This window comes from Nocardiopsis valliformis DSM 45023 (genome assembly GCF_000340985.1).
Taxonomy (GTDB): Bacteria; Actinomycetota; Actinomycetes; order Streptosporangiales; family Streptosporangiaceae; genus Nocardiopsis; species Nocardiopsis exhalans.
This window is the reverse complement of sequence record NZ_ANAZ01000028.1, coordinates 37,523-63,654: the sequence shown is the minus strand read 5'-3', so window position 1 is coordinate 63,654 and position 26,132 is coordinate 37,523. Positions and strand designations below refer to the sequence as shown.

Sequence of the window (26,132 nt, the reverse complement as noted above, 5' to 3'; positions counted from 1 at the left end):
CACACCCGCCCGGCCCCGGTGCGGCGCCCGTGTGGCGCCGCACCACCTCTTCGATCTCAGATCACTTGTCGGCCTCGTCCGCGTCGCCGGTCCCGTTGCCGCCTCCGCTGTCGGAGGCGGTCTCGGCGGCGGTTGCGGCTGTGCCCCGCTTGCCCTCCTCGATGAGGGAGGTCAGGCGGCTGCCGTGGATGCGGCGGAACTTGCGGTGCTGCCTGGACCGCTCCAGGATGGCGACCTCCAGGTTGCCGGCCTCCAGTTCGCGCTCCTCACCGTTCTCGTGGGCCAGGGCGTGGGTGGCCGCGTTCAGCGCCGCGCTGAGCGGGGCGTCGGCGGCGAACCGGTCCTTGAGCTGACTGGACACGTGCTCCGAGGAGCCGCCCACCGCGACGAAGCCCTGTTCGTCGACGATGGACCCGTCGAAGGTGATGCGGTAGATCTCGTCATCGGCCGCGGTGTCGCCGACCTCGGCGACGACGATCTCGACCTCCCAGGGCTTGAGGCTCTCACTGAAGACGGTGCCCAGGGTCTGGGCGTAGATGTTGGCGAGCTGACGGCCGCTGACGTCGCGGCGGTCGAACTGGTACCCGCGTACGTCGGCGAAACGGACGCCCATCAGGCGTAGGTTCTCGAACTCGGGGTAGCGGCCGACCGCCGCGAACCCGATGCGGTCGTAGAGCTCGCTGATCTTGTGCAGTGTGCGGGACATGTTGTCCGCCACCAGCAGGATTCCGCCCTCGTACTGCAGAACGACGGCGCTGCGGCCGCGCGCGATGCCCTTGCGCGCGTAGTCCGCCTTGTCCTTCATCTGCTGTTCGGGGGCGACGTAGAACGGCATCGACACCGCGGATCGTTTCCTTACCTAGTAGGGAGAAGTCTGGGTGGGGGCAGTGGCCGCCGCAGCTCAGCTGTGTCAGCTCAGCCGTGTCAGCTCAATCGGGCCTTGGGACCATCCGGATCGGCGGCGCGCCCCTCGACCACCTCCGTGGCCAGGCGGGCGACCTCATCGGTGGAGATCCGCCGGTGGCCGTCCTCGGTGATGACGTCGACCAGGGGGAAGATCTTGCGGTGCAGGTCAGGACCGCCGGTGGCGGAGTCGTCGTCGGCGGCGTCGTAGAGCGCCTCCAGCGCGACCCTGATCGCCGTGGTCTCGTCCAGGTCGTCGCGGTAGAGCTTCTTGACGGAGCCCCTGGCGTAGACCGAGCCGGAACCGACGGAGTAGTAGCGGTGCTCCTCGTAGCGGCCGCCCACAGCGTCGTAGCTGAACACCCGTCCCTGTTCGGTGTTCTCGTCGAAGCCGACCAGCAGGGGGATCACGACGAAGCCCTGCATGGCCATGCCGAGATTGCCGCGCACCATCTGGGCGAGCTTGTTCGCCTTACCCTCGAGGGACAGGGAGCGCCCCTCCAGCTTCTCGTAGTGTTCGAGCTCGACCTGGTAGAGCTTGGCCAGCTCGATGCCGATCCCAGCCGAACCGGCGATGGCCACCGCGGAGAACTCGTCCGTGCGGAAGAGCTTGTCCATGTCCCGGTTGGCGATGACGTTGCCCTGGGTGGCGCGCCGGTCACCGGCCAGCAGGACACCGCCGGGGAAGGTCAGGGCGACGATGGTCGTCGCGTCCGGGGTGAGGTGCTCGGCCTTGACCGCGCCACCCGATCCCAGGTGCTGGCCGGGCAGCAGGTCGGGCTTGACCTCCCGAAGAAACTCGGTGAAGGACGAGGTCCCCGCACTCATGAAAGCGGCCGACATCCGTCCGCCCTCGAAACCTTCGAACACGCGACTCCCTCCGCTCGCGCCCCACCCCGTCTTGGGGGCGGGTGGGGCGCCTGTCGTCCGTCTGTCTGTAGTCTGACGGCCGGCAAGATGGCACCGGCCGATGAGCTTGACCCTAAACCCGTGCGCACCGAGGCCGCTGGTGCCCGGGTGCGCTGTCAGCGAACCCGACGGTCACTGACCGCCCTTCTGCACGAACTGGCGCACGAAGTCCTCGGCGTTGCTCTCCAGCACGTCGTCGATCTCGTCCAGGATGTCGTCGACGTCCTCGTCGAGCTTCTCGTTGCGCTCCTGGGCCTCAGCCGAGGCCTCGGTCTCCTCGACCTCCTCGTCACGACGTGACGAGTGCTTCTGGCCGCCGTTGTCGTTCGCCATATGTTGCTACCTCCCGTTCGGGGCTCTCGCCCTTATCTTGGCCCAACGGCACCCGGCTCAACCGTGTTCCTCAGGCCCGATACCCGCTAGTTACCTCGAAATCGTCCCGAGCGCGCGCACGCGGAGTGACACCGGACGCGGATCGGGCTCGGGCGTGTCCTCGAACAGGGGTGCGTGCGGGAATGCCTGCGGGTTCCGCGCGATACCGCCCGACATCCCGGCGACGGTTGGTGACGGCGCACTAGGGCCCGGTTTCCCCACTTATTCGAAATGCGAACACCCGTTCCCACAGCGCCCATGATCTTCACGCAACACGCACCCCTGACCACGCGAGTTGCTTCTATGTGGCCGCGCCATCACGGATGGTACGACGTACCAGTGTCCGCATCCGGCCACATTGCACCTCTTGATCTACTCGCGGGTTTGTGATCCGCATACAGCGCGTGACCGAACGGGGAGGTCAGGCACCACGTCACTCAGAGTAAGACCCCCAATTGAGCCTTTCATCGGATGATCCTCTTCTCACCTAAGTGAATTTGCGGCTTGCCCGGGCTTTCGCTGTCCAAGTTGTGCACTTATGGTGGTGCCTCGTTTACCGGATGTCTCGGTAAACCAAAGGGGCCCCTGGCGCGTCCGAGGGCCCCGACCCCCGGGGCCGGACTCCTCTCCCCAGAGGTTTCCGAACCCCAACCCCCGTCCATTCCCCAAGGAGAGTAGGGATCAATGCGACCCTCCCCCGTTATCTCCGCGATCGGCACGGGAGCGCTGGCCTTCGGGCTCGCGCTCTCGGTCGCCCCCGGTGCCTCTGCCGTGACCGTTCCCGCCGAGCCCTCACCGCAGGGCGAGGCGGCCACCATGCAGGAAGCCCTTGAGAGGGACTTCGGCCTCACCCCGTTCGAGGCCGAAACCCTGCTCGAGGCCCAGCAGGAGGCCTACGGGATCGACACGGCGGCGGCCGAGGCCGCCGGAGACGCCTACGGCGGCTCCGTGTTCGACACCGACACCCTGGAGCTGACCGTCCTGGTAACGGACAGCGCCGCGGTGTCCGACGTCGAGGCCGCGGGCGCCGAGGCCGAACTGGTCTCGCACGGCACCGAGGGCCTGGCGGCCATCATCGACGAGCTCGACGCGGCCGGCACCCAGCCGGGCGTCGTGGGCTGGTACCCCGATGCCGCCAGCGACACGGTCGTCATCGAGGCCACCGACACCGCCGGTGCCGAGAGCCTCATCGAGGCCGCGGGTGTGGACGCCTCCACCGTTCAGGTGGAGCAGACCGACGAGGCGCCCGAGCTGTACGCCGACATCGTCGGCGGCGACGCGTACTTCATGGGCGGCGGCCGCTGCTCCATCGGGTTCGCGGTCACCGACAGCTCGGGCAACGACGGATTCGTGACGGCCGGCCACTGCGGCACGGTCGGCACCTCCGCCGAGAGCGGGGACGGCAGCGGTTCCGGTGTGTTCGAGGAGTCCGTCTTCCCGGGCAACGACGCCGCCTACGTTCGCGCCACGTCCAACTGGACCGTCACCAACCTGGTCAACATGTACAGCGCCGGTGGCACCCAGACCGTCGGCGGCTCCAGCCAGGCGCCGATCGGCTCGGCCGTGTGCCGTTCGGGTTCCACCACCGGTTGGCACTGCGGGACCATCGAGGCCCGCGGCCAGTCGGTGAGCTACCCCGAGGGCACCGTCAACGACATGACCCGGACCGACGTGTGCGCCGAGCCCGGCGACTCCGGTGGTTCGTTCATCGCTGGCGACCAGGCCCAGGGCATGACCTCGGGCGGCTCCGGCAACTGCACCTTCGGTGGTACCACGTACTACCAGGAGGTCGGCCCGGCGCTGAGCACCTGGAACCTCAGCCTCGTCACGAGCTAGACGCCCAGCCGGTCCGCATCACACCGCGCCCCCGTCCGCTACCCAGCGGGCGGGGGCGTTCTCGTTTCCCGGCCCTCATCCCCCAGCCACCTCCGGCCCCGCACGACCGCCGGTGACGACGCGGCCACACCGGGGTAGAACCAACCGTGGCCGCGCACTGCGCGGACCGCAGTACCTGCTCCACCCCCGTTTCCTTCTCAGGAGAGCAGAGGACATGCGTCCTTCCCCCGTATCCCCCGCCCCAAGATTGACCGAACCCCACCGCATCCGCCACGGCCGCGCCCTGGCCGTCGTCCTGGGCCTGACCCTGGCCGGTGCCACCGCCTCCGCCCAGGCCGCCACCACCGCCACCGCCGAGCTCCCCGAACCCGCGGCGGGCGCCCCCGCCGCCACCGCGACCGAGGCCCTGGTCCGCGACCTCGGGCTGGACCCCGCGACGGCCGAACAGCTCCTGGAAGCCCAGGAAGAGGCCCTGACGGTCCAGGAGAGCGCCGCCTCGGCTGCCGGACAGGCCTACGTCGACGCCCTCTTCGACACCGAAACCCTCAGCCTCACCGTCCTGGTCTCCGACCCCGCCGCCGTCGCGGCGGTCGAGGCGACCGGGGCGAACACCCGTGTGATCGACGAGGACCCGGCCGCGACCATGGCCGCCCTCGAGCAGGTGCCCGTGCCCGAGGGCGTTACCGGCTGGTACCCCGACACCGAACAGGGCCTGGTCGTGGTCGAGGCGGTGGCCCCGGCCGCCGCCGACGCCCTGCTCGAGGAGGCTGGGACGGACTCCGGCGCCGTGCGCGTGGTGGAGGTCGACCACGCCCCGATGCCCCACTCCGAGCTCATCGGCGGGCACCCCTTCTACGTGGGGTCGGCCCAGTGCGTCATCGGGTTCTCCGCCGTCGCCTCCGGCGGCCAGGGCGGTTTCATCACCGCCGGGCACTGCGGTCGGGTGGGCGCCACCGCGCTCGACTCCGAGGGCGCGGCCCTGGGGGTGTTCCAGCGCTCGCAGTTCCCCGGCTCGGACGGCGCCTTCGTGCGGGTGGGCCCGGAGTGGACCCTCACCCCCTGGATCGAGCTCTGGAGTTCGGGGAGCTACCACAGCGTCACCGGCTCCCAGGAGGCGCCGATCGGATCGGTCGTGTGCGCTTCGGCGCCCATCAACGGGTGGCGCTGCGGCGTGATCGAGGCGCGCGGGCAGACGGTCAGCTACCCGTCGGGGACCGTCACCGGGCTGACTAGGACCACCCTGTGCGCGGATCCGGGTGAGTCCGGGGCGCCCGTGGTGGCCGGTTCCCAGGCCCAGGGCGTCATTTCCGGCGGCTCCGGCAACTGCGCCACTGGCGGCACCACCTTCTTCCAGAGACTGAACCCGATGCTCACCTCCTGGGGGCTGACCCTGGTGACCGGCTAGCGTCCGCGCGAGTCGGTCCCTTACACCATCGGGAACGACTCGTCACCCTCCCGCATACCCCTCGCGTCCCCGCCTCGTACCCGGATTCCGGGTACCGAACGCGGGGACGCCTTGCGTACAACAGGGGTGCGCATGGCGGACGTTTGACCACTGGAGTTACGCCTGTGTGTCCAGTTGGTCACTTTTGGTACTCAGTACCGCTGTCCGGATGTGGCCAAATTTCCCCCCTTGCGCACCAAGATCAAATTCGGTCGGTAACGGTACAACTCCAACAAACTCAAGGTGGCTGACCTCGTCGCCACGTTCAGCAACCAAGAAAAAACCTGTCATGGGTTGACCCCACCCCGCATTGAATGCTTCACCTCTCCGGCGCTCTTTCCCTCACCAAAACGTGCACCTATGGTTAGGCGTTGTTTACCGAATGTCTCGGTAAACGGCAGGGGCCGGCAGTAACCGACCCCGATCCCCCGCTAATCCCCCTAGGAGAGTAGGGACCTATGCGACCCTCCCCCGTTGTCTCCGCAATCGGCACCGGAGCTCTGGCCTTCGGGCTGGCTCTGGCCGCCGCCCCGGGAGCCCTCGCGGCTTCCGGACCACTCCCGCAGTCACCCTCCCCCGACTCCGACGTCGCGACCACCATGGCCGAGGCGTTGGAACGCGACCTGAACCTCACTTCGACCGAGGCCCAGGACCTGCTCACCGCCCAGGAAGCCGCCTTCGAGGTCGACGAGGCCGCGGCGCAAGCCGCCGGAGACGCCTACGGCGGTTCGGTGTTCGACACCGAAACCCTGGACCTGACCGTCATGGTCACCGACGCCGCAGCGGTCCAGGCCGTGGAAGCCACCGGCGCCAAGGCCGATGTGGTCTCGTACGGCATCGACGGCCTGGACACCATCATCGACGACCTCAACGAGGCCGACGCCCCCGAGGGTGTGGTCGGCTGGTACCCCGACATCGACAGCGACACAGTCATCCTGGAGGTCCTGGAGGGCTCCGGGGCCGACGTGGACGCACTCCTCGCCGAAGCTGGCGTGGACGCCTCCGCCGTCAAGGTCGAGAGCACCACCGAACAGCCCGAGCTCTACGCCGACATCATCGGCGGCCTCGCGTACTACATGGGCGGCCGTTGCTCGGTCGGCTTCGCCGCCACCAACGCCTCCGGCCAGCCCGGATTCGTCACCGCGGGCCACTGCGGCCGTGTGGGCACCCAGGTCACCATCGGCAACGGCCGGGGCGTCTTCGAGCGCTCCGTCTTCCCGGGCAACGACGCCGCCTTCGTCCGGGGCACGTCCAACTTCACCCTGACCAACCTGGTCAGCCGCTACAACAGCGGCGGCTACGCCACGGTCTCCGGCTCCAGCGTGGCGCCCATCGGCTCCTCCGTGTGCCGCTCCGGCTCCACCACCGGATGGCGCTGCGGCACCATCCAGGCCCGTGGCCAGACGGTGACCTACCCCCAGGGCACCATCTACAACATGACCCGGACCAGCGCGTGCGCCGAGCCCGGCGACTCCGGCGGCTCGTTCATCTCCGGAACCCAGGCCCAGGGCGTCACCTCCGGCGGCTCGGGCAACTGCAGCTGGGGCGGAACGACCTTCTACCAGGAGGTCAACCCCATGCTCAACTCCTGGAACCTGCGTCTGCGCACCTGACACACCGACAGGTGGGTAGTGCCAGGTAGCACCTAGCACGGCGCGCCACTGGCGTCCCCGTCCGCTCCAGCGGGCGGGGACGTCCGCGTTCTCGCCCTCCCCGCGCCCGGTCCTGCTCCGGCCAGCGGTACGCCCTGCCTGAGCTGGAGGAACAGGCGTACGCTGAAACGAGTGACGCGGAACGAGCCCGTTCGTGCCCCGCGGCCGAACGCCGCCCCCATGGGTTGGGTGAGAGCGCCTCCGACGGCACCTGGGACATCACCCTGACCGGGGTGGAGCGCACCACCCACATCTCGGGTTCCTACTCCAATGCCACAGCGGCAGCGGGCCGGGAGTTCGTGGTGCTGGAGGCTGAGCTGACCAACGCCTCCAGCGACCGCAGACCCCGGATGTGGACGGCTGCGAGCTGATGGACGCCGACAGCAACCGGTACGCCTACGACCTCGACGCCCTGCGGGTCCTGGACGAGAACGACGTCCTTTACTCCGACATCAATCCGGGCGCGGCGGTGACCCTGTTCGTGCCCTTCGACGTAGCGGAGGGGACCGGCGTGCAGGTCGCCCTGATGACCGGGGTCTGGGGTGGACCGGGGTGGCCGAGCTGGCCGTCGAGGAGGGGTGAGAAGGGTGACCGCGGGTCGGCGCGCCCGGGCAGGCGCGCCGACCCCCTCAGTCATCGCTACCGGTCAGCCCCTGCGGCCGCCGGCCAGGGCCGCCACCAGGTCGGCGGCGGTGGCGGAGGCGTCCAGCAGGTTCCCCACGTGCTCCTTGGTACCCCGGCGCGGCTCCAGGGTGGGCACCCGCTGCAGGGAATCGTAGCCCGGCAGGTCGAAGATCACCGAGTCCCAGGAGGCGGCCGCCACCTCGTCGGCGTACTTGGCCAGGCAGCGCCCCCGGAAGTAGGCGCGGGTGTCCTCCGGCGGCTCGGTGACGGCCCGGACGACCTCGGGCTCCTCCAGCAGGCGCCGCATCCGCCCGCGGGCGGCCAGCCGGTTGTAGATGCCCTTCTCCGCGCGCACGTCGGAATACTGCAGGTCCACCAGCTGCAACCGGGGGTGGGACCACTCCAGACCATCCCGGGAGCGGTAGCCCTCCAGCACCTTGAGTTTGGCGACCCAGTCCAGCTCGGTGGCCAGGCTCATCGGGTCCGATGCCAGCCGGGACAGCACCGACTCCCAGCGGTCGAGCACGTCCGCGGTGTCGGGGTCCACGTCGGTGCCGAAGCGGTCCTCCACGTACTTGCGGGCCTGGTCGAGGTACTCGCCCTGGAGCTCCAGCGCGGTCATCCGGCGCCCGTCGCGCAGCCGCACCCGGTGGGTGAGCCCCGGGTCGTGGGAGATCTCCCGCAGGTCCGCCACCGGGGTCTCCAGGGACAGGTCCGCGTTGAGGAAACCGTCCTCGATCATCGACAGCACCAGCGCGGTGGTGCCCAGCTTGAGGTAGGTGGAGATCTCGCTCATGTTGGCGTCGCCGATGATGACGTGCAGGCGCCGGTACTGGTCGGGGTCGGCGTGCGGTTCGTCCCGCGTGTTGATGATGGGACGCTTCAGGGTGGTCTCCAGGCCGACCTCGACCTCGAAGAAGTCCGCCCGCTGGGAGATCTGGAAGCCGCTGCCCTGGCCGTCCGAGCCGATCCCGACCTTGCCCGAACCGCACACCACCTGCCGGGAGACGAAGAACGGGATCAGGTGCCGGACGATGTCCCCGAAGGGCGTCGACCGGTTCATCAGGTAGTTCTCGTGGCAACCGTACGAGGCGCCCTTGTTGTCGGTGTTGTTCTTGTACAGCTGGATCGGTTCGATGCCCGGGGTGGCCCCGGCCCGGGCCGCCGCGTCGGCCATCACCCGCTCCCCCGCCTTGTCCCACAGGACCGCGTCCCGCGGGTTGGTGACCTCGGGGGCCGAGTACTCGGGATGGGCGTGGTCCACGTACAGGCGCGCGCCGTTGGTGAGGATGACGTTGGCCAGCCCCAGGTCCTCGTCGGTCAACTGGGTGGGATCGGCCACCTCCCGCGCCAGGTCGAACCCGCGGGCGTCCCGCAGCGGGTTCTCCTCCTCGAAGTCCCAGCGGGCCCTCCTAGCCCGGGCAGCCGAAGCCGCAAGGTAGGCGTTGACCACCTGGGTGGAGGTGACCATCGCGTTGGCCCCGGGGTTTCCCGGCACGGAGATCCCGTATTCGGTCTCGATACCCATAATCCGCCGCACACTCATGGTGAGAGGTTATCCGCCACAGACCTGTCTTGAACGCTTCCGCGCCAATTGTGGCCTAAGCGCCGTCTTCCCGGGCGTTTCGAAAGGGCACTACCGGACGTGTCCTCGCAGCTCACAGCCGCACTGGAGGGATTCGTGCGAAGAAAAAACAGGGCATGGCGAATCCGGGAATCAACGGCACGTTTCGCCCCGCCAGTCGAAGGGTATTCATCCGTGCCCAACAGACCGGAGGACCCCAGCTGTCCCCACTGAGCACGATCCCGCTGCCTTTACTCGCCAGGGAGGCGACGCGGCACCAGCCCCGGGCACACGAAAGCGGGGCCCGCCGATGACCGCGGGCCCCGCTTCGATGAGAGTGCTACGGACTGCTACAGGTACTGGCCGGTGTTGGCGACGGTGTCGATGGACCGACCGGAGTCGGCGCCCTTCTTGCCGGTCACCAGGGTCCGGATGTAGACGATCCGCTCGCCCTTCTTGCCCGAGATCCGGGCCCAGTCGTCCGGGTTGGTGGTGTTGGGCAGGTCCTCGTTCTCGCTGAACTCGTCGACGCAGGCCTGGAGCAGGTGGGACACCCGCAGACCCTTGGACTGCTGGTCGATGAAGTCCTTGATCGCCATCTTCTTGGCGCGCGAGACGATGTTCTCGATCATCGCGCCGGAGTTGAAGTCCTTGAAGTACAGGACCTCCTTGTCACCGTTGGCGTAGGTGACCTCCAGGAAACGGTTCTCCTCGCCCTCGGTGTACATCCGCTCCACGACCCGCTGGATCATGGCGTCCACCGTGGCCCGGGCGGACCCGTCGTGCTCGGCCACATCCTCCTCGTGCAGCGGCAGGTCCTCGGTGATGTACTTGCCGAAGATGTCTCGGGCGCCCTCGGCGTCGGGCCGCTCGACCTTAATCTTGACGTCCAGACGGCCGGGCCGCAGGATCGCCGGGTCAATCATGTCCTCACGGTTGGAGGCACCGATGACGATGACGTTCTCCAGACCCTCCACACCGTCGATCTCGCTGAGCATCTGCGGAACGATGGTGTTCTCCACGTCGGAGGACACGCCCGAGCCGCGGACCCGGAAGATCGAGTCCATCTCGTCGAAGAACACGATGACGGGAGTGCCCTCGGAGGCCTTCTCCCGAGCACGCTGGAAGACCAGGCGGATGTGCCGCTCGGTCTCGCCCACGTACTTGTTGAGCAGCTCCGGGCCCTTGATGTTGAGGAAGAAGCTCTTGCCGACGTCCTTGCCGGTGCGCTCGGCGACCCGCTTGGCCAGCGAGTTGGCGACCGCCTTGGCGATGAGCGTCTTACCGCAGCCGGGCGGACCGTACAGCAGCACGCCTTTGGGCGGAGTGAGCTTGTGCTCCCGGAACAGGTCCTTGTAGAGGAAGGGCAGTTCGACCGCGTCGCGGATCATCTCGATCTGCCCCGACAGGCCACCGATGTCGGTGTAGGAGATGTCGGGAACCTCTTCGAGGACGAGTTCCTCAACCTCGGACTTGGGGATCCTCTCGTACACGTAACCGGAACGGGGCTCCAACAGCAGGGAGTCCCCCGGCCGGATCGGCTCGTCCCGCAACGGCTCGGCCAACCGGACGATCTTTTCGTCGTCGTGGTGTGAGATCACCAGCGCCCGCTCGCCGTCCTCAAGGAGCTCCTTGAGCAGGACGACTTCGCCGACGGTCTCGAACGACTCCACCTCGACGACGTTGAACGCCTCGTTGAGCATGACCTCCTGGCCGGGGCGCAGGTCGTCGGAGTCCACGGAGGGACTGACGTTGACCCGCATCTTGCGGCCGTTGGTGAAGATCTCGACGGTCTCGTCGTCGCGGGACCCAAGGTAGATACCGAAGCCCGACGGCGGCTGCGCGAGCCGGTCGACCTCCTCCTTGAGTGCCACGATCTGCTCGCGCGCCTCCTTCAGTGTGGAGACGAGCCGTTCGTTCTGCCCGTTCGTGGCGGCGAGGTTGGCCTGGGCCTCCCGCAACCGCTCTTCCAGCAGGCGTACATGTCGGGGCGAGTCGGCGAGCTTACGCCGAACCACGCTGAGTTCCTTTTCCATGTAGGAGACCTGGGCCGTGAGTTCAGCGACTTCACGGTCCCGGTCGCTTTGACGCTCGTCTTCGCGCTCGGCCACGTCCGCCACCTCCCTTTGAGAAGGACGACTACTGGGGGTCCTACCTATCGCACACTATTCCTAACCACTCAGACTTTGGAAGTCTCGCGGGGATCGCTCGCTCGGCTGACAAAGACACAGGTCACAGCGGCAGCGGATGACCCGACGTAATGAGAAAGTAACCTTTGCGGCAGGGATCAGGCAAGCGCCGACCCGGTGTTTCGGCGTTCACCGCCGGCTACGACCGGCCGCACACGGCGGCCCGCGGGGGTCTTCCGCGCCCCGCGAAGACTCCCCGGACACGAAAACAAAAAGGCCCCCTTCCGGACACGTTGTCCGAAAAGGGGCCCTCACTGTCACACGCCGGGCGTGTCGACCGGCAGGTGTGTCGGCTACTCGCCACCCTCGGGCGACTCGACCTCGGGCGCCTTGACGGCCTCGGCCTCAGTGTCGCTCTCCGTCGCGGTGACCGCGGCGGGCTTGGCCGCCTTGGCCCCGGCGTCGGCGGCGGCCTTGGCAGCCTCGTAGTCCTTGCCGTAGGCGCCCTTGGCCGGACGGCGACGGCGCTCGGGGGCCGCCACCCCGTCGGCCAGACGGCGCGCGACCACCAGGAAGCCGGTGTGTCCGATCATGCGGTGGTCCGGACGGACCGCCAGACCCTCCACGTGCCAGGTGCGCAGCATGGTCTCCCAGGAGCGCGGCTCGTAGAAGCGGTCGTCACCGCGCAGCTCCTCCACCACACGGGAGAGCTGGGTGGTGGTGGCGACATAGCAGCACACCAGACCGCCGGGGATCAGCGCCTCGGCAACCGCGTCCAGGCACTCCCAGGGCGCGAGCATGTCCAGGAAGACCCGGTCCACCTCGGTCTCGTCGAGCTCCTCAACCAGGTCTCCCACGGTGAGCTTCCACGCCGGGTGCGGGCCCCCGTAGAAGTTCTCCACGTTCTTGCGCGCGATCTTCGCGAAGTCCTCGCGGCGCTCGTAGGAGTGGACCATGCCCTGTTCGCCGACCGCGCGCAGCAGCCAGTTGGACATCGCGCCCGAACCGGCGCCGGCCTCGACCACCCGGGCGCCCGGGAAGATGTCGGCCTCGACCATGACCTGGGCGGCGTCCTTGGGGTAGACGATGGTCGCACCACGCTTCATGGAGAGCGTGTAGTCGATGAGCAGGGGGCGCAGCGCCACGTAGGCCGTGCCGGTGTTGGAGGTCACCACACTGCCGTCGGGCTCGCCGATGAGGTCGTCGTGATCGACCTTGCCCTTGTGTGAGTGGAAGCTTCCACCCTCACGCAGTGTGATGGTGTGCATGCGACCCTTGGGGTCGGTCAACTGCACGGTGTCGCCGTCGGTGAAGGGGCCGCGGCGGCCATGGATACCGGTCAACGTCGCTCTCGTCTTCCCACGTCGCGTTTGGTCGGGGCAATCGCCCAGCGTATCGGCCCCGGACACCAGGACGAACCACCGCCGCGGTCGGTACGGCCGGGCACGGAGCCGAAGGCGTGCGAAAAGCCGTCCCCTTGGGCAGTATCAGGCGTGGGGAACTTCCACGCATCCATCCAATCCACGAGGACTCCGGGAGACACGACCCATGTCACAGCAGACCACGGGCCTGGGAATCGACATCGGCGGCAGCGGAATCAAGGGCGCCCCGGTCGATCTGGTCTCCGGCGAGTTCCTCCGGGACCGCCTGAAGATCCTCACCCCAGACCGATCGGACCCGACCGCGGTGGCCAGCATCGTCGCCGAGATCGCCGAGCACTTCCCCGAGACCGCCGGGGCTCCGCTCGGCATCACCTTCCCCGGTGTGGTCCAGGGCGGGATAGTGCGCACCTCCGCCAACCTCGACAAGGGTTGGGTGGACACCGACGCCCACGCCCTGTTCGGCGAGGCGGTCGGCCGACCGGTGCGAGTGCTCAACGACGCCGACTCCGCCGCGCTGGCCGAGGCCCGCTACGGGGCGGCCAAGGGGGTGGACGGCACGGTTCTGCTCACCACCCTGGGCACCGGGATCGGCACTGCCCTGGTCGTGGGCGGGCGACTGGTGCCCAACACCGAGTTCGGCCACCTGGAGATCGACGGACACGACGCCGAGTCACGCGCCTCCTCCGGAGCCAAGGAGCGGGAGGGGCTCTCCTACCCCGACTGGGCGAAGGAGCGGCTCCAGCGCTACTACCGAACCATCGAGGACCTGGTGTGGCCGGACCTGATCGTGGTCGGCGGCGGGGTGAGCCGCAAGGCGGACAAGTTCCTGCCCCACCTGGACATCCGCACCCCGATCGTGCCCGCCAAGCTGCGCAACACCGCGGGCATCGTCGGCGCGGCCCTGTACGCCGCGCAGGCCCGATCCTCCACGGAGACCCAGTCCGTCGCGGAGGTCTAGGGGTCCTCCGCGACGGACCCTCGGTGGGAGGGAACGGGGGTGAGGGGCGCCCGCCTCGACATGGCGGAGCCGGGTGCCCCTCAGGGAGCGGCCGGGGACGGCCCGCTTCGGGTGTCGAACGGGTCCAGGACCCGCACAGAGGGAGACTGGGCCGCGGGTTCGACCCCGGACACCGTTCCGACACCCGGGACTGTGCGCATGCACAGCCCGTCCTGTGGTCCAGGCGCGGTCAGCACCCGGACGCGTCTGCCAGCTGCCCTTCGTCAGCCGCCCTCCGCCGAGGCGGACAGGGCGCCCACGATCCTCCGGGCCGCATCGGAGGTCCGGGTGACCGGTGAGAGCGGGACCCCGGACAGCGCCGAGGGGACGCCATCCTGACGGGGCCAGCGCATCCACCACCACAGGTCGCCCCGATGGGGGCGCAGCAGAGCGCTCTGCGGCCTGGCGGCCGGTCCGGCGTCGACCACGCCGGACACCCCGTCCTCACGGGCCTCCACCCCGCGGGCCCGCAGTTCCACCGCCATTCCCCGAAGGGCCAGAACGGCCAGGTCGACCGGGTACAGAGGTTCGGCGCAGGCGCGCGCACCGGAATCGACGGGGGTCTGCGCACCGAATTCGGTGCGGGTGGGCCCGCTGAACACGCCCGGCGAGGCGGCGCCGTGATCCGGGTGCCCGTCGCCGGCCAGACTCGGGTTACCCGCCGGTGGTGTCTCAACGGTCACGTGGCCTCCCCTGCACTTCCCGGGCCCGGCACACGCTCGACCGGGACCTGCCGACCCCTTTACTGTGCCGTACTCGGAGACGGCCCAGGTACGGCTATGCGGATCACGCATCACGCCTTCTTTTTCACACATAGCCACCAAGAGCGCCTGGAATCCCTAACCTAAGCTGCATGCCCCAAGCAGACGGTGATCTTCCCGACGACCTGTGGACCAGACCGCGCATGGCCGCCGCCCTGGCCACCTGTGACATGCCGACGGTCATCGAAGGCGTGCGCACGGCGCGCGGCTGGTCCCAGAGCGAACTGGCCCAAGCGTTGACCTACTCGCAGAGCTGGGTCTCCCGGGTCGTCAACGGCCAGCAGACCCTCACCGTCAGCCAGGTCCAGGACCTCGCCCAACGGCTGCACGTCCCGCTCCACCTGCTCCGCTTCGGCGGCGCCGTGTCCGGGACGGCCACAGCAGCGGGGGCGGCTTCCACCAGGGAGGGGGTGAAGACCACGAGACGCCGCGACTTCGGCAAGGCGGTCGCCGCGGGCACGTTCATGGCCACGGCATCGCGCCAGGCCGCAGAAGCTGGCGCCTACCACGGGGTCGACGAGACCACCGCCCCCGCGCTGCGCTCCATCACCGGCGGGCAGCGCCGTATGGACGCCAACTCCCCCGCCCGCCACCTGCTGCCCAGCGCGGTGGCGCACGTGCAGCTGGCCGAGCAGATGCTCGGTAACGCACGCGGGACACCCTTCCACACCGAACTCAGCGCCTCGGCCAGCGAGGCCTCCGGCTTCGCCGCCTGGCTCAACGCCGACCTCGGCGACATGGGGTCGGCCCGCATGCACTACCGGACCGCGGTCGTGCGCGCCCGGCAGGCCGGGATGCGCCTGCTGGACGTCTACATGCTCGGCTCCCTGGCCGCCTTCGAGATCGACGTCGCCGAGGACCCGGAGCTGGGCCTGGGCCTGGTGAAGGAGGCCGAGCACGTCCTGGGCCCCTCGGCCCACCCCACTGCCCGCGCCTGGCTGGCCTGCATCGGGGCGCTGGCCCACGCGGGGATCGGCGACCGCGTGGCCGCGGCCCGGGCCATCCGGCACGCCGAACGCGAGATCGCCCGCCCGGACAACGCCGAACCGCCCTGGCCGTGGGTGTTCGCCTTCGACGAGGCCAAGGTCGCCGGGTACCGCGCGCTGGTGGGGGTCCGGCTGCGCAGCCCCCACGAGGCCCGCGCCGCCTTCGCCGAGGCCGTGGCCCCCTCGCCCCGCAACGTCAAGCAGTCGGCCCTGCTCAAGGTGGAGCTGGCCTCGACCCACGCCGAGGCCGGGGACATCGACGAGGCCTTCCGGCTCGCGCAGGAGGCGCTCACCACCGGGGTGCGCTTCGACTCCGAGCGCGTGGTGGGCCGGGTGCGCTCCTTCCGAAAGCGCTACCGGGGCCCCCGGGCGCACTGCGTCGAGGACCTCGACAACAGACTTTCGTCACTTGTTACCGGTCTTCCCGTGAGTGGGTAGAAAGCCGGCGAAGCGAGCAGCAGGGAGGTCGTGTGATTCGGATCGGAATCACCGGACACCGCAATCTGGACCCTGACGTGATCGGCGCCGTCGCCGGTCTGGTCAAGGCCCAACTGGAACCGTACGGATGCGAGATGGTAGGGCTGTCCTGCCTGGCGGACGGCGCCGACGCCGTCTTCGCCGAGGCGGTGGTGACCGCCGGTGCTCCGTTGGAGGCGATCATCCCGGCAGCCGGGTACCGGGAGGCCCTTCCCGCCGAGCACCACCCGGTGTACGACCACCTCCTGGAGCAAGCGGTCCTGGTCCACGAATTACCCCACCGCGAGTCCGCCCCCCGCGCCCACATGGCAGCAGGGCGCCTGCTCGTCGAGCAGTGCGACCACCTGGTGGCGGTCTGGGACGGTGAGCCCGCACGCGGCCCCGGCGGCACCGCCGACGTGGTCGCCTACGCCCGCGCGCTGGACCGCCCCGTCACCGTCCTGTGGCCCGAGGGTGCCAAGCGCTGAGGCCGGGTCCGGGTCCGGCCACGACCCGGACTCCGGCTCGCCCCCGGGTCCGGCTCAGCCGCGCCCCTCCTCGCCGGCCACTCCCCCCGCGCCGCCCTCCACCGTGCGGCCGGCCATCACCGCGTTGACGTCCACGGCCCGCAGCACACCCAGCAGGGCGCCGTCGGCCTCCAGCACCAGATACTCCGGCAGCGGGGACCTGGTGAGCTCTTGCAGGAGCTCCTCGCCCTCCAGGTCCGCGGCGACCGTCGAGTTCTCGGTCAGCGCCCGGGACACGTCCGAGACCGGGACCCAGGCACGGCGCGCGCCGGTGATCGCCTCCGCGGCGGCGGGGTGCAGCACCGAGATCGGCGTGCCCCCGCTGTCAGTGACCACCACCGCCACCGCGCCCGCTTCTTCGGCGCGGCGGTCGGCCTGAGCCAGCGGCAGGTCGGCCGGGACGGTCACGGCCGCCCGGGCCAGGGCACGCGCCCGCAGCCCCGGTACCCGGGCCCGGATGCGGGCGTTGCGCAGCGCCTCGCTCGCGCTCATCCACATGAACCCGGCCAGCACGACCCCCCACACGACCGCCCACGGCCCCGGAGTGCTCCCGGCGCTCCAGGCGAACAGGAACGGCAGGGCCACCACACCCAGGGCCAGCACCCTGCCGCCCCAGGCCGCGACCACACTCCCGGTGTGTCTGCGGCCGGTCAGCTTCCACACCCCTGCGCTCAGCAGGCGGCCGCCGTCCAGCGGCAGCCCCGGCAGCAGGTTGAACACGCCCACGAGCAGGTTGGCGACCCACAGTTGGAAGAGCAGCTCACCGGTGACGCTGAAGGGGTCGGCGAAGGCGGTCAGCACGAACGCGGCGGCCGCCAGCACCAGGGACAGCAGCGGACCGGAGAAGGCGATCCAGAACTCACGGCCCGGGGTGGGCGCCTCCCGGTCGATCTCGGAGACCCCGCCCAGCACGTAGAGAACGATGCGGCGCACCGGCAGCCCGTACCAGCGGGCCACCACCGAGTGAGCCAGTTCGTGCACGAGTACGGAGGCGTAGAGCAGGATCGCGAAGACGAAGGCCAGCAGGTAGGCGGAGGGCCCCAGCGCGAGCCTGGACTGGACGATGCCCCCGTAGACCAGCGTGATCAAGATGGCGACGATCCACCACGAGGAGGTGACGTAGACCGGCACCCCGAACGGGCGACCCAGGAGTAACCCCGGCCGCTTCTTCTTCGCGCGGTCGTCGATCGGGGGTCCGGTGCGGTCACTGCCTCTGCTCACGGGTCCACACTAGGGCCCTCACCTGGATGGTCTCCTCCAGGGTCGATGCCTCTCATCGGCTCGGGCATAGGCTCGGAGTATGACCACCGCGCCACTGCCGACCGCTCTCTCGCCTTCCCGGGCCTCCGACTTCCTCCAGTGCCCGCTGCTCTTCCGGTTCCGCACCATCGACCGCCTGCCCGAGGCGCCCAGCGCCGCCGCGCTGCGCGGCACTCTCGTGCACGCCTGTCTGGAGCGGCTCTACGAGCTGCCCGCCGACACCCGCACGCCCCGCACCGCGCTGAGCCTGGTCGACCCGCAGTGGGAGAAGATACGCACCAAGAAGCCCGAGGTCACCGAGCAGCTCTTCCCCGGCGAGGAGGGTCTGGCCGACTGGCTGGAGTCGGCCCGCACCCTGGTCAAGCGCTACTTCGACCTGGAAAACCCCGAGCTCCTGGAGCCCCGCGAGCGCGAGATGCGGCTGGAGGTCTCCCTGCCCACCGGTCTGCGGCTGCGCGGCTACGTGGACCGGCTGGACGTGGCGCCGGGCGGGCAGATCCGAGTGGTCGACTACAAGACCGGGAAGTCACCGCACCCCAGGTTCGAGGACAAGGCCAAGTTCCAGATCTTCTTCTACGCGGTGATGATCTGGCGCGACCTGGGTGTGGTACCCGCCCGGCTCCAGCTCATCTACCTGGGCGACGGATCGGTGCGCTGGTACGACCCCACCGAGGAGGAACTCGCCGCCGCCGAGGCCGAGATCGGCGACATCTGGGCGCAGATCGAGGCGGCCGGGCGCGCCGGGGAATGGGAGCCCAAGCGCAGCAAGCTGTGCGGCTGGTGCGAACACCAGGCGCTGTGCCCGGAGTTCGGCGGGACCCCGCCGCCGCTGCCCACCGCGCGTCCCCCAATGTGACGAGCAGGGGTGACGAGCAGGGGTGACGAGCAGGGGTGACGAGCAGGTGGAATGAACACGAGTAGCGACCGGGTGATGACGAGTGCCTGTGACGAGCGCCCCGTGAGGTCGGGCGCGTCAGCCGCGCCAAGGACTCCGGGAGTGCGGGAGAATCGGCCCGTGCCCGCCTCAACCCCCGTCTCAGTCCTGCTCGTCGACGACCAACCCCTCGTCCGCGCGGGGTTCCGCATGATCCTGGAGTCCGCGCCGGACGTGTCGGTGGTGGGTGAGGCCTCCGAGGGCCGCGAGGCCGTGCGCGCGGCCCGCAGCCTGCTGCCCGACGTCGTCCTCATGGACCTCCGGATGGCCGGTATGGACGGGATCGAGGCCACCCGCGAGATCGTCGGGTGGGCCCGCCCGCTCGGCCACCGGGTACGGGTCCTGGCCCTGACCACCTTCGACCTGGACGAGTACGTGGTCGGGGCGCTGCGCGCGGGCGCCTCGGGTTTCCTCCTCAAGGACACCCCGCCCGCCGAACTCCTCTCCGCGGTGCAGGTGATCGCCGAGGGCTCCTCCGTCGTCTCCCCCGCCGTCTTAAACCGTCTGCTGAACCGATTCGCGACCCTGCTGCCGCTGCCCGACGCCGGCCCCGAGCCGCCCGAGGACACCCTCACCCCGCGCGAACGCGAGGTGCTGCGTCTGGTCGCCCGGGGCTGGTCCAACGGGGAGATCGCCGCGCACCTGGTGCTGGGCGAGACCACCGTCAAGTCTCACGTGGGCAGCATCCTCACCAAGCTGGACCTGCGCGACCGCGTCCAGGCGGTCGTGCACGCCTACGAGACCGGTCTGGTCCGCCCAGGACAGACCGACGAGACGGGTGAGGGGACCGGCGGCAAGCAGCACGGTGAGGCTTCGGGACCCTCGGTCTGAGGGCCCCGTACAGCCCATGGAAACGGCGCGTCGCCGCCCTGGGCCGACCGCGCGCCTTGGCAGGATGATCCGGTGACCGAACTCACCGGTGCCACCGCACCCGGGGGCGAACCCGGCAGGGGGGCGCGGCGTCCCCCTTGGGGTTGCCGAGGCAGTGCGCCGACCATCATGGGTGCAGGCGACGGGGAGGAAACGGAGTACAGCGATGCCAAGCAAGCGGGAGCGTTCGGGGCCGCCGAGCGAGGAGTTCATGCTCAGTCGGATGCGCGACTGGCGGGCCGAGCACGAACGCGAGCTGATCCCGGACGAGTTGGAGGACGACGAGGACGTCAAGCTCCCGGACGCGCGGGCGATCAACCTGGTCCTGCGCGTGGGCGAGCTGATGCTGGCCAGCGGTGAGGGTACCGAGGCCGTCAGCGAGGCCATGCTGAGCCTGTCCGTCGCCTTCGACCTGCCCCGCTCGGAGGTGTCGGTCACCTTCACCACCATCTCCCTGTCCACCCACCCGGGCGGGGACAGCCCGCCGATCACCGGTGAGCGGGTGGTGCGCCGCCGCACCCTGGACTACTTCCGCGTCAACGAGCTGCACACCCTGGTCCAGCAGGCGGCGCTGGGGCTGCTGGAGCTGGAGGACGCCAACGCCCGCCTGGAGCAGATCCGCCGGGCGCGCATGCCCTACCCGAACTGGATGATCGCGGTGGGCTTCGGCCTGATCGCCTCCAGCGCCAGTCTGATGGTGGGCGGCGGTCCGATCGTGGCGACCGTGGCCTTCCTCGCCACGGTGCTGGGCGACCGCACCTCGGTGTTCCTGGCCAACCGCGGGGTCGCGGAGTTCTACCAGATGGCGGCGGCCGCGGTGGTCGCCGCCTCGATCGGGGTGGGCCTGCTGTGGGTGAGCACCGAGATGAACCTGGGCCTGCAGGCGGGCGCGATCATCACCGGCAACATCATGGCGCTGCTACCGGGCCGTCCACTGGTGTCCAGCATCCAGGACGGCATCAGCGGTAGTTACGTCTCGGCGGCCGCCCGGCTGCTGGAGACCTTCTTCATCCTGGGCGCGATCGTGACCGGTGTGGTCACCGTGGCCTACACCGCCACGCGCCTGGGCGTCGACCTGGACCTGGAGAACCTGCCCTCGGCCGGAACCGCGATGGACGTTCCGGTTCTGATCGGCGCGGCCGGGATCGCCATGGCCTTCGCCATCTCACTGGCAGTGCCACCGCGCATGCTGCCCACGATCGGTGCGATGGGCGTGATGATCTGGCTGATCTACGCGGGACTGCGCCTGCTCCTGGAGGTCCCTCCGGTGGTGGGCACGGTCGTGGGCGCGGTGGCCGTGGGCGTGGTCGGGCACTGGCTGGCCCGGCGGAGCCGGCGACCGGTACTACCCTACCTGATCCCCTCCATCGCGCCGCTGCTGCCCGGCAGCATCCTGTACCGGGGGCTGATCGAGATCACGCAGGGAACGGCGGTCTCGGGGCTGCTCAGCATCGCTGAGGCGGTCATGGTGGCGTTGGCGCTGGGCGCGGGGGTCAACCTCGGCGGCGAGCTCGTTCGGGCCTTCCAGCGCGGCGGTCTGGCCGGGGCGGGGATGCGCAGCCGTCCGGCGGCGCGGCGTACCCGCGGCGGTTACTGATCTGGCGGGTCCGGCCTGGCCGGACCCGGTCAGGAACGGAGCGAATCCAGCAGAACCAGTGGGCAGTGACGTGAGTCTCAGTTAGTACGAGCGAACAACAAGAAGGTCGTGTTGTTGTCGCCCAAACCGACAACACCATGTGATGTCAGACACTATTGTTGACTTCAGCTCAACGAGGAGCACTCGAACGAAAGGCTCTGTCATGTGTAGCCATTCACCCTCCTGCCCGTCCTTCGAGGACACCGACCGAGAAGCCGCGCGCGTCGTATCCAGCCACCCGGAACAGGGGTGGAGCCTGCTCTGCAACGGCGTCGTCCTTTTCGACGACACCGGCGAGCTTCTCCCCGACGGGGCTGTTGTCGCCCCGCACCGTCCCAGGGCCGCCGCTTGAGCAGCGTGGACAGTGCTGCCTGACACGTCTCAACGGCCGTCGGGCCAGTTCTCGGGCAGCACGTCCTCGCCCATCGCGGCGCTGAGCCGACGCCGGAAGTCGGCGTGCACGGCGCCGCCCCACACCAGTTCACTCGGAGTGCGCAGCGCCTCCTCCATGGCGGCGCGCAACGCGGCCGGGCGGGCCTCGCCCTCCACCACCGGGACCGCCAGCAGGGCGTGCATCTGGGTGATGACCGCGAACAGCTCCCCCGCGAGTGCGGGCGCGCTGGATGTGGCCACGGCCTCCTCCAGGTAGACGTCCCACCAGGGCTCGGGGGGCTCCTCCCCGCCCTCCTCCGGGAGCTGGGCGAAGGGGCGCCGCAGCCGTTCGCGTACCGCCTCGGCCGTGTCCCGGTCTCGGCTGTCCAGACCCGCCCGCCAGACCTGTTCGGCCGAGTCCGGTTCGCCGCGCAGTGCCAGTAGCCCGGCGAGCAGCTCCACCGCCGCACCCGAGGTGCGCGGCTCCGGGTGCGCGCCCTGCGTTTCTTCGTTGGCGGGCTGGTCCGCGACGGCACCCACGTCCGCGATGGCACGCTCCAGGTGGGTGGCGGCGCGCAGCAGCCGCAGACCGGGGTCGTCCCCCACGCTCAGCCCGCGTTCAACCGCCACGGCGGCGGCGTCAGGCCGCCCCCGCTCCAGCAGGCGGCCGGCGAGGTCGCGGGCGGCCTCCACGACCGTGGTGGCGTGCAGGCGGCTGATCGCCTGGTCGGCGGGCGGCAGCTCGAGCACGGCCTCCCAGTGCTCCTCGGCCTCCTCCGGCTCACCGCGCAGCTCCGCCTCGCGGGCCAGTCCGTAGCGGGCCACCGCGCTGTAGGCGGGACCGCCCAGATCCAGCAGCCGGTGCCAGACCCGCGCGGCCTCGCCGTGGGCGCCCTCCTGTTCCAGGGAGAGCGCCAGGTGGTAGGCGGCGCGCGGGGCGTAGCGGGCGTCTCCGGTGGCCAGGGCGCGGCGCGCGGCCTCCCGGGCGGCGGCCAGGTCCCCGCGCTGGTCCTGCACCACGGCCAGCCCGAGCAGCGCCCTGGCCTGTACCGCGGGCCGGGGGTTGGCCGCGACCGCCTGCTGGTAGAGCTTGGCGGCCCGCTTGAGGTGGCCGTTCTCGGCCAGGTCCTGGGCCTGTGCGCACAGGTCGTCCGCCTCCCCGGCGGCGGGCACCGCGGTGTCCCCGGCGTCGTCGGGATCGGTGGCCTGGGGCGTGGGGTCGGCGGGGCCAGAGCGCGCGGAGGATCCGGACGTCGTGGTCATTCGTTCCGCTTTCCATGGGGGTGTCGGGTCCGGGCGGTGGGGAGCGCGGACCGTGCGGCGTGGCCGCGGCCGGTGGGGATCCGCAGCGGTGCAACTCTAACGCGCCCTCCCCCGGGTGCCGGGGTCCGCGGCGCGGGTGTCGGTTTCCGTGGTTCTTCCCGATCCACCCGCTGCCTACCCCAGCACTGTCTTTACAACGTAGATCTTTGATAGCTCACAAGGGGGGCGCCTCCCCTCGCGGGTCGGCGCCCCGGCACTTCTTACAGCTCGTGCCTCACAGCTCTCGCCTTTACAACTCGAAGGCCTCCGGCGGCGGGCAGGAGCAGACCAGATTGCGGTCGCCGTAGGCCTGGTCGATCCGGCCGACCGGCGGCCAGTACTTGTCCTGGCGCAGCGCCGGCAGCGGGTAGGCCGCCTCCGAACGCGTGTAGCCGTGCTTCCAGTCGTCGGCGGTGACCGCCTCGGCGGTGTGCGGAGCGCCGCGCAGCGGGTTGTCCTCCGCGTCCCACTCGCCCTCGGTCACGCGGTCGATCTCACCGCGGATGGCGATCATCGCCTCGATGAACCGCTCCAGCTCGGCGAGGTTCTCGCTCTCGGTCGGCTCGACCATCAGTGTGCCGTTGACCGGGAAGGACATCGTCGGCGCGTGGAAGCCGTAGTCCATCAGGCGCTTGGCGATGTCCTCGTTGCTGATCCCGCTGGCCTTCTGCAGCGGACGGATGTCGATGATGCACTCGTGCGCGACCAGGCCGCCCGCACCGGTGTAGAGCACCGGGTAGTACGGCTCCAGGCGCTTGGCCACGTAGTTGGCCGAGAGCACCGCGGTCTCGGTGGCCGAGCGCAGGCCGTCGCCGCCCATCATCCGCACGTACGCCCAGGAGATCGGCAGGATCCCCGCGGAGCCGAACGGCGCGGCAGAGACCGGGCCGACCCCGGTGTGCGGGCCCGCCTCGGGCTGGCCCGGGTGGTTGGGCAGGAAGCCCGCCAGGTGCGAGCGGACGGCGACCGGGCCCACGCCCGGGCCGCCGCCGCCGTGCGGGATGCAGAAGGTCTTGTGCAGGTTCAGGTGGCTAACGTCCGCGCCGAACTCGCCCGGCTTGGCCCAGCCGACCAGCGCGTTCAGGTTGGCGCCGTCGACGTAGACCTGACCGCCCGCCTCGTGGACCAGGCGGCAGACCTCGGTGATGGTGTCCTCGTACACGCCCGCGGTGGAGGGGTAGGTGACCATGATGGCCGCCAGGTCCTCGCGGTGCTTGTCGGTCTTGGCACGCAGGTCGGCGAGGTCGACGTTGCCGTCCTCGTCGCAGGCCACGACGGCCACCCGCATGCCAGCCATGACCGCGCTGGCGGCGTTGGTGCCATGCGCGGAGCTGGGGATGAGGCAGATATCGCGGTGGGCCTCACTGCGCGAGCGGTGGTAGCCGCGGATCGCCAGCAGACCGGCGAGCTCACCCTGCGAACCGGCGTTGGGCTGCAGGGAGACCGCGTCGTAGCCGGTGACCTCGGCCAGCCACTTCTCCAGGTCGCGGATGAGCGAGACGCTGCCGGCCGCCTGGTCGAGCGGGGCCAGCGGGTGCAGGCCCGCAAACTCCGGCCAGGTGACGGCCTCCATCTCGGCGGTGGCGTTGAGCTTCATCGTGCACGAGCCCAGCGGGATCATCGTGCGGTCCAGCGCGAGGTCGCGGTCGGACAGGCGGCGCATGTAGCGCAGCAGCGAGGTCTCGCTGCGGTGGGTGTTGAACACCGGGTGGGTGAGGTAGTCGACGCCCCGGGCCAGGTCCCCGGGAAGGCGGTCGGCGCCCTCGTCCACGGCGACCGGGCCGCGCTCGGCGCCGCGGTCGGCCTCACCGAAGGCCGCCAGGACCTTGTCGAGGTCGGCGACGGTGGTGGTCTCGTCCACGCTCAGGCCGACCGTGGTCTGGTCGACGTCGAGCAGATTGATCCCGGCCTCCAGGGCCCGCTCGACCACGCGGTCGGCGTTGGGCACACGCACGCGCAGGGTGTCGAAGTACTCGCCGTGGAGCACCTCGAAGCCGCGCCGGGTGAGCGTGTCGGCCAGGGCGACGGTGCGGGTGTGCACCTGGCGGGCGATCGCGCGCAAGCCGTCGGGCCCGTGGTAGACGCCGTACATCCCGGCCATGACAGCGAGCAGCACCTGAGCGGTACAGATGTTGCTGGTGGCCTTCTCACGGCGGATGTGCTGCTCGCGGGTCTGCAGGGCCAGGCGGTAGGCGGGCTTGCCCGCGTTGTCCACCGAGACGCCGACCAGGCGGCCGGGCAGCTGGCGGCGCAGCTTCTGGCCCACGGACATGTAACCGGCGTGCGGGCCGCCGAAACCGAGCGGGACACCGAAGCGCTGGGTGGAGCCCACCGCGATGTCGGCACCCAGCTCACCGGGGCTGCGCAGCAGGGTCAGGGCCAGGATGTCGGCGGCGACCACGGCCAGGGCGCCGCGCTCGTGTGCCTGGGCGATGATGGCGCTGGGGTCGCGCACCACACCGCTGGAGGCGGGGTACTGGACCAGGACGCCGTAGAAGTCGCCCTCGGGCAGGCCCTGGGTGAGGTCGGCGACGACCACCTCGATGCCCAGGGGTTCGGCGCGGGTGCGCAGGACCTGGAGGGTCTGCGGGAAGACGTCGGAGTCGACCACGAACACGTCGCTCTTGACCTTGGTCGCCCGGCGGGCCAGGGTCATGGCCTCGGCGGCGGCGGTGGCCTCGTCCAGCAGGGAGGCGCCGGTGATGGGCAGACCGGTGAGGTCGGAGACCATGGTCTGGAAGTTGATGAGGGCCTCGAGGCGGCCCTGGGAGATCTCCGGCTGGTAGGGCGTGTAGGCCGTGTACCAGGCAGGGTTCTCCATGATGTTGCGCAGGATGACCGGGGGCGTGAGCGTGCCGTAGTAGCCGCGGCCGATCATCGGGGTGTTGAGCTTGTTGCGCGAGGCGAGGTCGCGCAGCTCGGCCAGGGCCTCGGCCTCACCGATGGCCTCGGGCAGGTTGAGCGCGGCGCTCTGCCCGGGGGCGCTGAGGATGGACTCGGGCACCGCCGCGGTCATGAGCTCGGCGGTGGAGCCGTAGCCGACCGTCTTGAGCATCTCCGCGGTCTCGGCGGGCGTGGGGCCGATGTGGCGGTCGGCGAACACTCTGGCGGGCGCGCCCGAGGTGGGGACATTCGACGGGTCAGGCACGGAGACCTCCTGGTGACAGGGCCGATCGGGTCGGCGGTGTTCCTCACGGTCTCCCCCTCTGTCACCGG

The 26,132-nt window shown here is 70.1% G+C and carries 21 protein-coding genes; 11 read left to right on the top strand and 10 right to left on the bottom strand.

Annotated features, from left to right (window positions below):
• Nucleotides 1–61 precede the first annotated feature (61 nt).
• From prcA to D457_RS0123655, 3 genes are all read right to left on the bottom strand, one after another.
• A complete protein-coding gene (gene prcA / locus D457_RS0123665) occupies nucleotides 62–841 on the bottom strand; it encodes a proteasome subunit alpha (protein ID WP_017583163.1) in 780 nt (259 codons plus the stop codon).
• Nucleotides 842–924: 83 nt separating this feature from the next.
• Nucleotides 925–1,773 carry a proteasome subunit beta gene (prcB, locus tag D457_RS0123660; RefSeq protein ID WP_017583162.1) on the bottom strand — a complete coding sequence of 283 codons (849 nt, stop codon included), beginning with the start codon at nucleotides 1,771–1,773 and terminating at the stop codon, nucleotides 925–927.
• Between the two features lie 171 nt (nucleotides 1,774–1,944).
• On the bottom strand, nucleotides 1,945–2,145 hold the full coding sequence (locus tag D457_RS0123655) for a ubiquitin-like protein Pup (protein ID WP_017583161.1): 201 nt from the start codon (nucleotides 2,143–2,145) through the stop codon (nucleotides 1,945–1,947).
• Between the two features lie 723 nt (nucleotides 2,146–2,868).
• Here D457_RS0123655 and D457_RS0123650 point away from each other — a divergent pair.
• The 4 genes from D457_RS0123650 to D457_RS34230 all read left to right on the top strand — a co-directional run bounded on the left by D457_RS0123650 (nucleotide 2,869) and on the right by D457_RS34230 (nucleotide 7,487).
• The gene (locus D457_RS0123650) at nucleotides 2,869–4,020 is read left to right on the top strand and encodes a S1 family peptidase (RefSeq protein ID WP_017583160.1); all 1,152 of its coding nucleotides are present in this window, start codon (nucleotides 2,869–2,871) and stop codon (nucleotides 4,018–4,020) included.
• A gap of 247 nt (nucleotides 4,021–4,267) precedes the next feature.
• Nucleotides 4,268–5,425: a S1 family peptidase gene (locus D457_RS0123645; protein WP_017583159.1), complete on the top strand. Its 1,158-nt coding sequence runs from the start codon at nucleotides 4,268–4,270 to the stop codon at nucleotides 5,423–5,425.
• A gap of 497 nt (nucleotides 5,426–5,922) precedes the next feature.
• Complete coding sequence (locus D457_RS0123640; protein WP_017583158.1) at nucleotides 5,923–7,077, top strand: S1 family peptidase; 1,155 nt, start codon at nucleotides 5,923–5,925, stop codon at nucleotides 7,075–7,077.
• Between the two features lie 224 nt (nucleotides 7,078–7,301).
• Nucleotides 7,302–7,487: a hypothetical protein gene (locus D457_RS34230; RefSeq protein WP_017583157.1), complete on the top strand. Its 186-nt coding sequence runs from the start codon at nucleotides 7,302–7,304 to the stop codon at nucleotides 7,485–7,487.
• A gap of 275 nt (nucleotides 7,488–7,762) precedes the next feature.
• Here D457_RS34230 and dop read toward each other — a convergent pair whose 3' ends face one another.
• The 3 genes from dop to D457_RS33230 form a co-directional block, all read right to left on the bottom strand.
• A complete protein-coding gene (dop, locus tag D457_RS0123630; RefSeq protein WP_039831801.1) occupies nucleotides 7,763–9,286 on the bottom strand; it encodes a depupylase/deamidase Dop in 1,524 nt (507 codons plus the stop codon).
• Between the two features lie 368 nt (nucleotides 9,287–9,654).
• Nucleotides 9,655–11,424 carry a proteasome ATPase gene (arc, locus tag D457_RS0123625; RefSeq protein WP_083926845.1) on the bottom strand — a complete coding sequence of 590 codons (1,770 nt, stop codon included), beginning with the start codon at nucleotides 11,422–11,424 and terminating at the stop codon, nucleotides 9,655–9,657.
• Nucleotides 11,425–11,786: 362 nt separating this feature from the next.
• Nucleotides 11,787–12,776 carry a tRNA (adenine-N1)-methyltransferase gene (locus D457_RS33230; RefSeq protein WP_017583154.1) on the bottom strand — a complete coding sequence of 330 codons (990 nt, stop codon included), beginning with the start codon at nucleotides 12,774–12,776 and terminating at the stop codon, nucleotides 11,787–11,789.
• 205 nt (nucleotides 12,777–12,981) lie between these two features.
• On the opposite strand from D457_RS33230, the gene ppgK reads away from it, so the two are divergent.
• Nucleotides 12,982–13,773 carry a polyphosphate--glucose phosphotransferase gene (gene ppgK / locus D457_RS0123615; protein WP_017583153.1) on the top strand — a complete coding sequence of 264 codons (792 nt, stop codon included), beginning with the start codon at nucleotides 12,982–12,984 and terminating at the stop codon, nucleotides 13,771–13,773.
• Nucleotides 13,774–14,036: 263 nt separating this feature from the next.
• Here ppgK and D457_RS37835 read toward each other — a convergent pair whose 3' ends face one another.
• Complete coding sequence (locus tag D457_RS37835; RefSeq protein WP_017583152.1) at nucleotides 14,037–14,495, bottom strand: hypothetical protein; 459 nt, start codon at nucleotides 14,493–14,495, stop codon at nucleotides 14,037–14,039.
• 221 nt (nucleotides 14,496–14,716) lie between these two features.
• Between D457_RS37835 and D457_RS0123605 the strand changes: the two genes are divergently transcribed.
• The gene (locus D457_RS0123605) at nucleotides 14,717–15,997 is read left to right on the top strand and encodes a helix-turn-helix domain-containing protein (RefSeq protein WP_017583151.1); all 1,281 of its coding nucleotides are present in this window, start codon (nucleotides 14,717–14,719) and stop codon (nucleotides 15,995–15,997) included.
• A 32-nt stretch (nucleotides 15,998–16,029) separates the two neighbouring features.
• A complete protein-coding gene (locus D457_RS0123600) occupies nucleotides 16,030–16,503 on the top strand; it encodes a hypothetical protein (protein WP_017583150.1) in 474 nt (157 codons plus the stop codon).
• A 54-nt stretch (nucleotides 16,504–16,557) separates the two neighbouring features.
• Here D457_RS0123600 and D457_RS0123595 read toward each other — a convergent pair whose 3' ends face one another.
• A complete protein-coding gene (locus D457_RS0123595) occupies nucleotides 16,558–17,763 on the bottom strand; it encodes a site-2 protease family protein (RefSeq protein WP_017583149.1) in 1,206 nt (401 codons plus the stop codon).
• Between the two features lie 79 nt (nucleotides 17,764–17,842).
• Between D457_RS0123595 and D457_RS0123590 the strand changes: the two genes are divergently transcribed.
• The 4 genes from D457_RS0123590 (at nucleotide 17,843) to D457_RS37255 (ending at nucleotide 21,594) form a co-directional block, all read left to right on the top strand.
• Nucleotides 17,843–18,658, top strand: coding sequence for a RecB family exonuclease (locus D457_RS0123590; protein ID WP_017583148.1), 816 nt, complete (start codon nucleotides 17,843–17,845; stop codon nucleotides 18,656–18,658).
• A 159-nt stretch (nucleotides 18,659–18,817) separates the two neighbouring features.
• Nucleotides 18,818–19,567 carry a response regulator gene (locus D457_RS0123585; RefSeq protein ID WP_017583147.1) on the top strand — a complete coding sequence of 250 codons (750 nt, stop codon included), beginning with the start codon at nucleotides 18,818–18,820 and terminating at the stop codon, nucleotides 19,565–19,567.
• Nucleotides 19,568–19,772: 205 nt separating this feature from the next.
• Nucleotides 19,773–21,203: a threonine/serine exporter family protein gene (locus D457_RS0123580; RefSeq protein WP_239646197.1), complete on the top strand. Its 1,431-nt coding sequence runs from the start codon at nucleotides 19,773–19,775 to the stop codon at nucleotides 21,201–21,203.
• Nucleotides 21,204–21,405: 202 nt separating this feature from the next.
• Complete coding sequence (locus tag D457_RS37255; protein WP_083926843.1) at nucleotides 21,406–21,594, top strand: DUF5999 family protein; 189 nt, start codon at nucleotides 21,406–21,408, stop codon at nucleotides 21,592–21,594.
• 29 nt (nucleotides 21,595–21,623) lie between these two features.
• Here the strand turns inward: D457_RS37255 and D457_RS0123575 are convergent, their stop codons facing one another.
• Nucleotides 21,624–22,877: a tetratricopeptide repeat protein gene (locus tag D457_RS0123575; protein WP_017583145.1), complete on the bottom strand. Its 1,254-nt coding sequence runs from the start codon at nucleotides 22,875–22,877 to the stop codon at nucleotides 21,624–21,626.
• A gap of 289 nt (nucleotides 22,878–23,166) precedes the next feature.
• Nucleotides 23,167–26,064: an aminomethyl-transferring glycine dehydrogenase gene (gene gcvP / locus D457_RS0123570; RefSeq protein WP_026116952.1), complete on the bottom strand. Its 2,898-nt coding sequence runs from the start codon at nucleotides 26,062–26,064 to the stop codon at nucleotides 23,167–23,169.
• Nucleotides 26,065–26,132: the final 68 nt, after the last annotated feature.

Excerpts from the sequence above, each read along its gene's own strand:
- ppgK (WP_017583153.1), top strand. The coding sequence starts at position 12,982 with ATGTCACAGCAGACCACGGGCCTGGGAATCGACATCGGCGGCAGCGGA.
- D457_RS0123655 (WP_017583161.1), bottom strand. The coding sequence starts at position 2,145 with ATGGCGAACGACAACGGCGGCCAGAAGCACTCGTCACGTCGTGACGAG.
- D457_RS0123590 (WP_017583148.1), top strand. The coding sequence starts at position 17,843 with ATGACCACCGCGCCACTGCCGACCGCTCTCTCGCCTTCCCGGGCCTCC.
- D457_RS0123580 (WP_239646197.1), top strand. The coding sequence starts at position 19,773 with ATGCCAAGCAAGCGGGAGCGTTCGGGGCCGCCGAGCGAGGAGTTCATG.
- D457_RS37255 (WP_083926843.1), top strand. The coding sequence starts at position 21,406 with ATGTGTAGCCATTCACCCTCCTGCCCGTCCTTCGAGGACACCGACCGA.
- D457_RS0123650 (WP_017583160.1), top strand. The coding sequence starts at position 2,869 with ATGCGACCCTCCCCCGTTATCTCCGCGATCGGCACGGGAGCGCTGGCC.
- D457_RS0123605 (WP_017583151.1), top strand. The coding sequence starts at position 14,717 with ATGGCCGCCGCCCTGGCCACCTGTGACATGCCGACGGTCATCGAAGGC.
- dop (WP_039831801.1), bottom strand. The coding sequence starts at position 9,286 with ATGAGTGTGCGGCGGATTATGGGTATCGAGACCGAATACGGGATCTCC.
- D457_RS0123575 (WP_017583145.1), bottom strand. The coding sequence starts at position 22,877 with ATGACCACGACGTCCGGATCCTCCGCGCGCTCTGGCCCCGCCGACCCC.
- D457_RS0123640 (WP_017583158.1), top strand. The coding sequence starts at position 5,923 with ATGCGACCCTCCCCCGTTGTCTCCGCAATCGGCACCGGAGCTCTGGCC.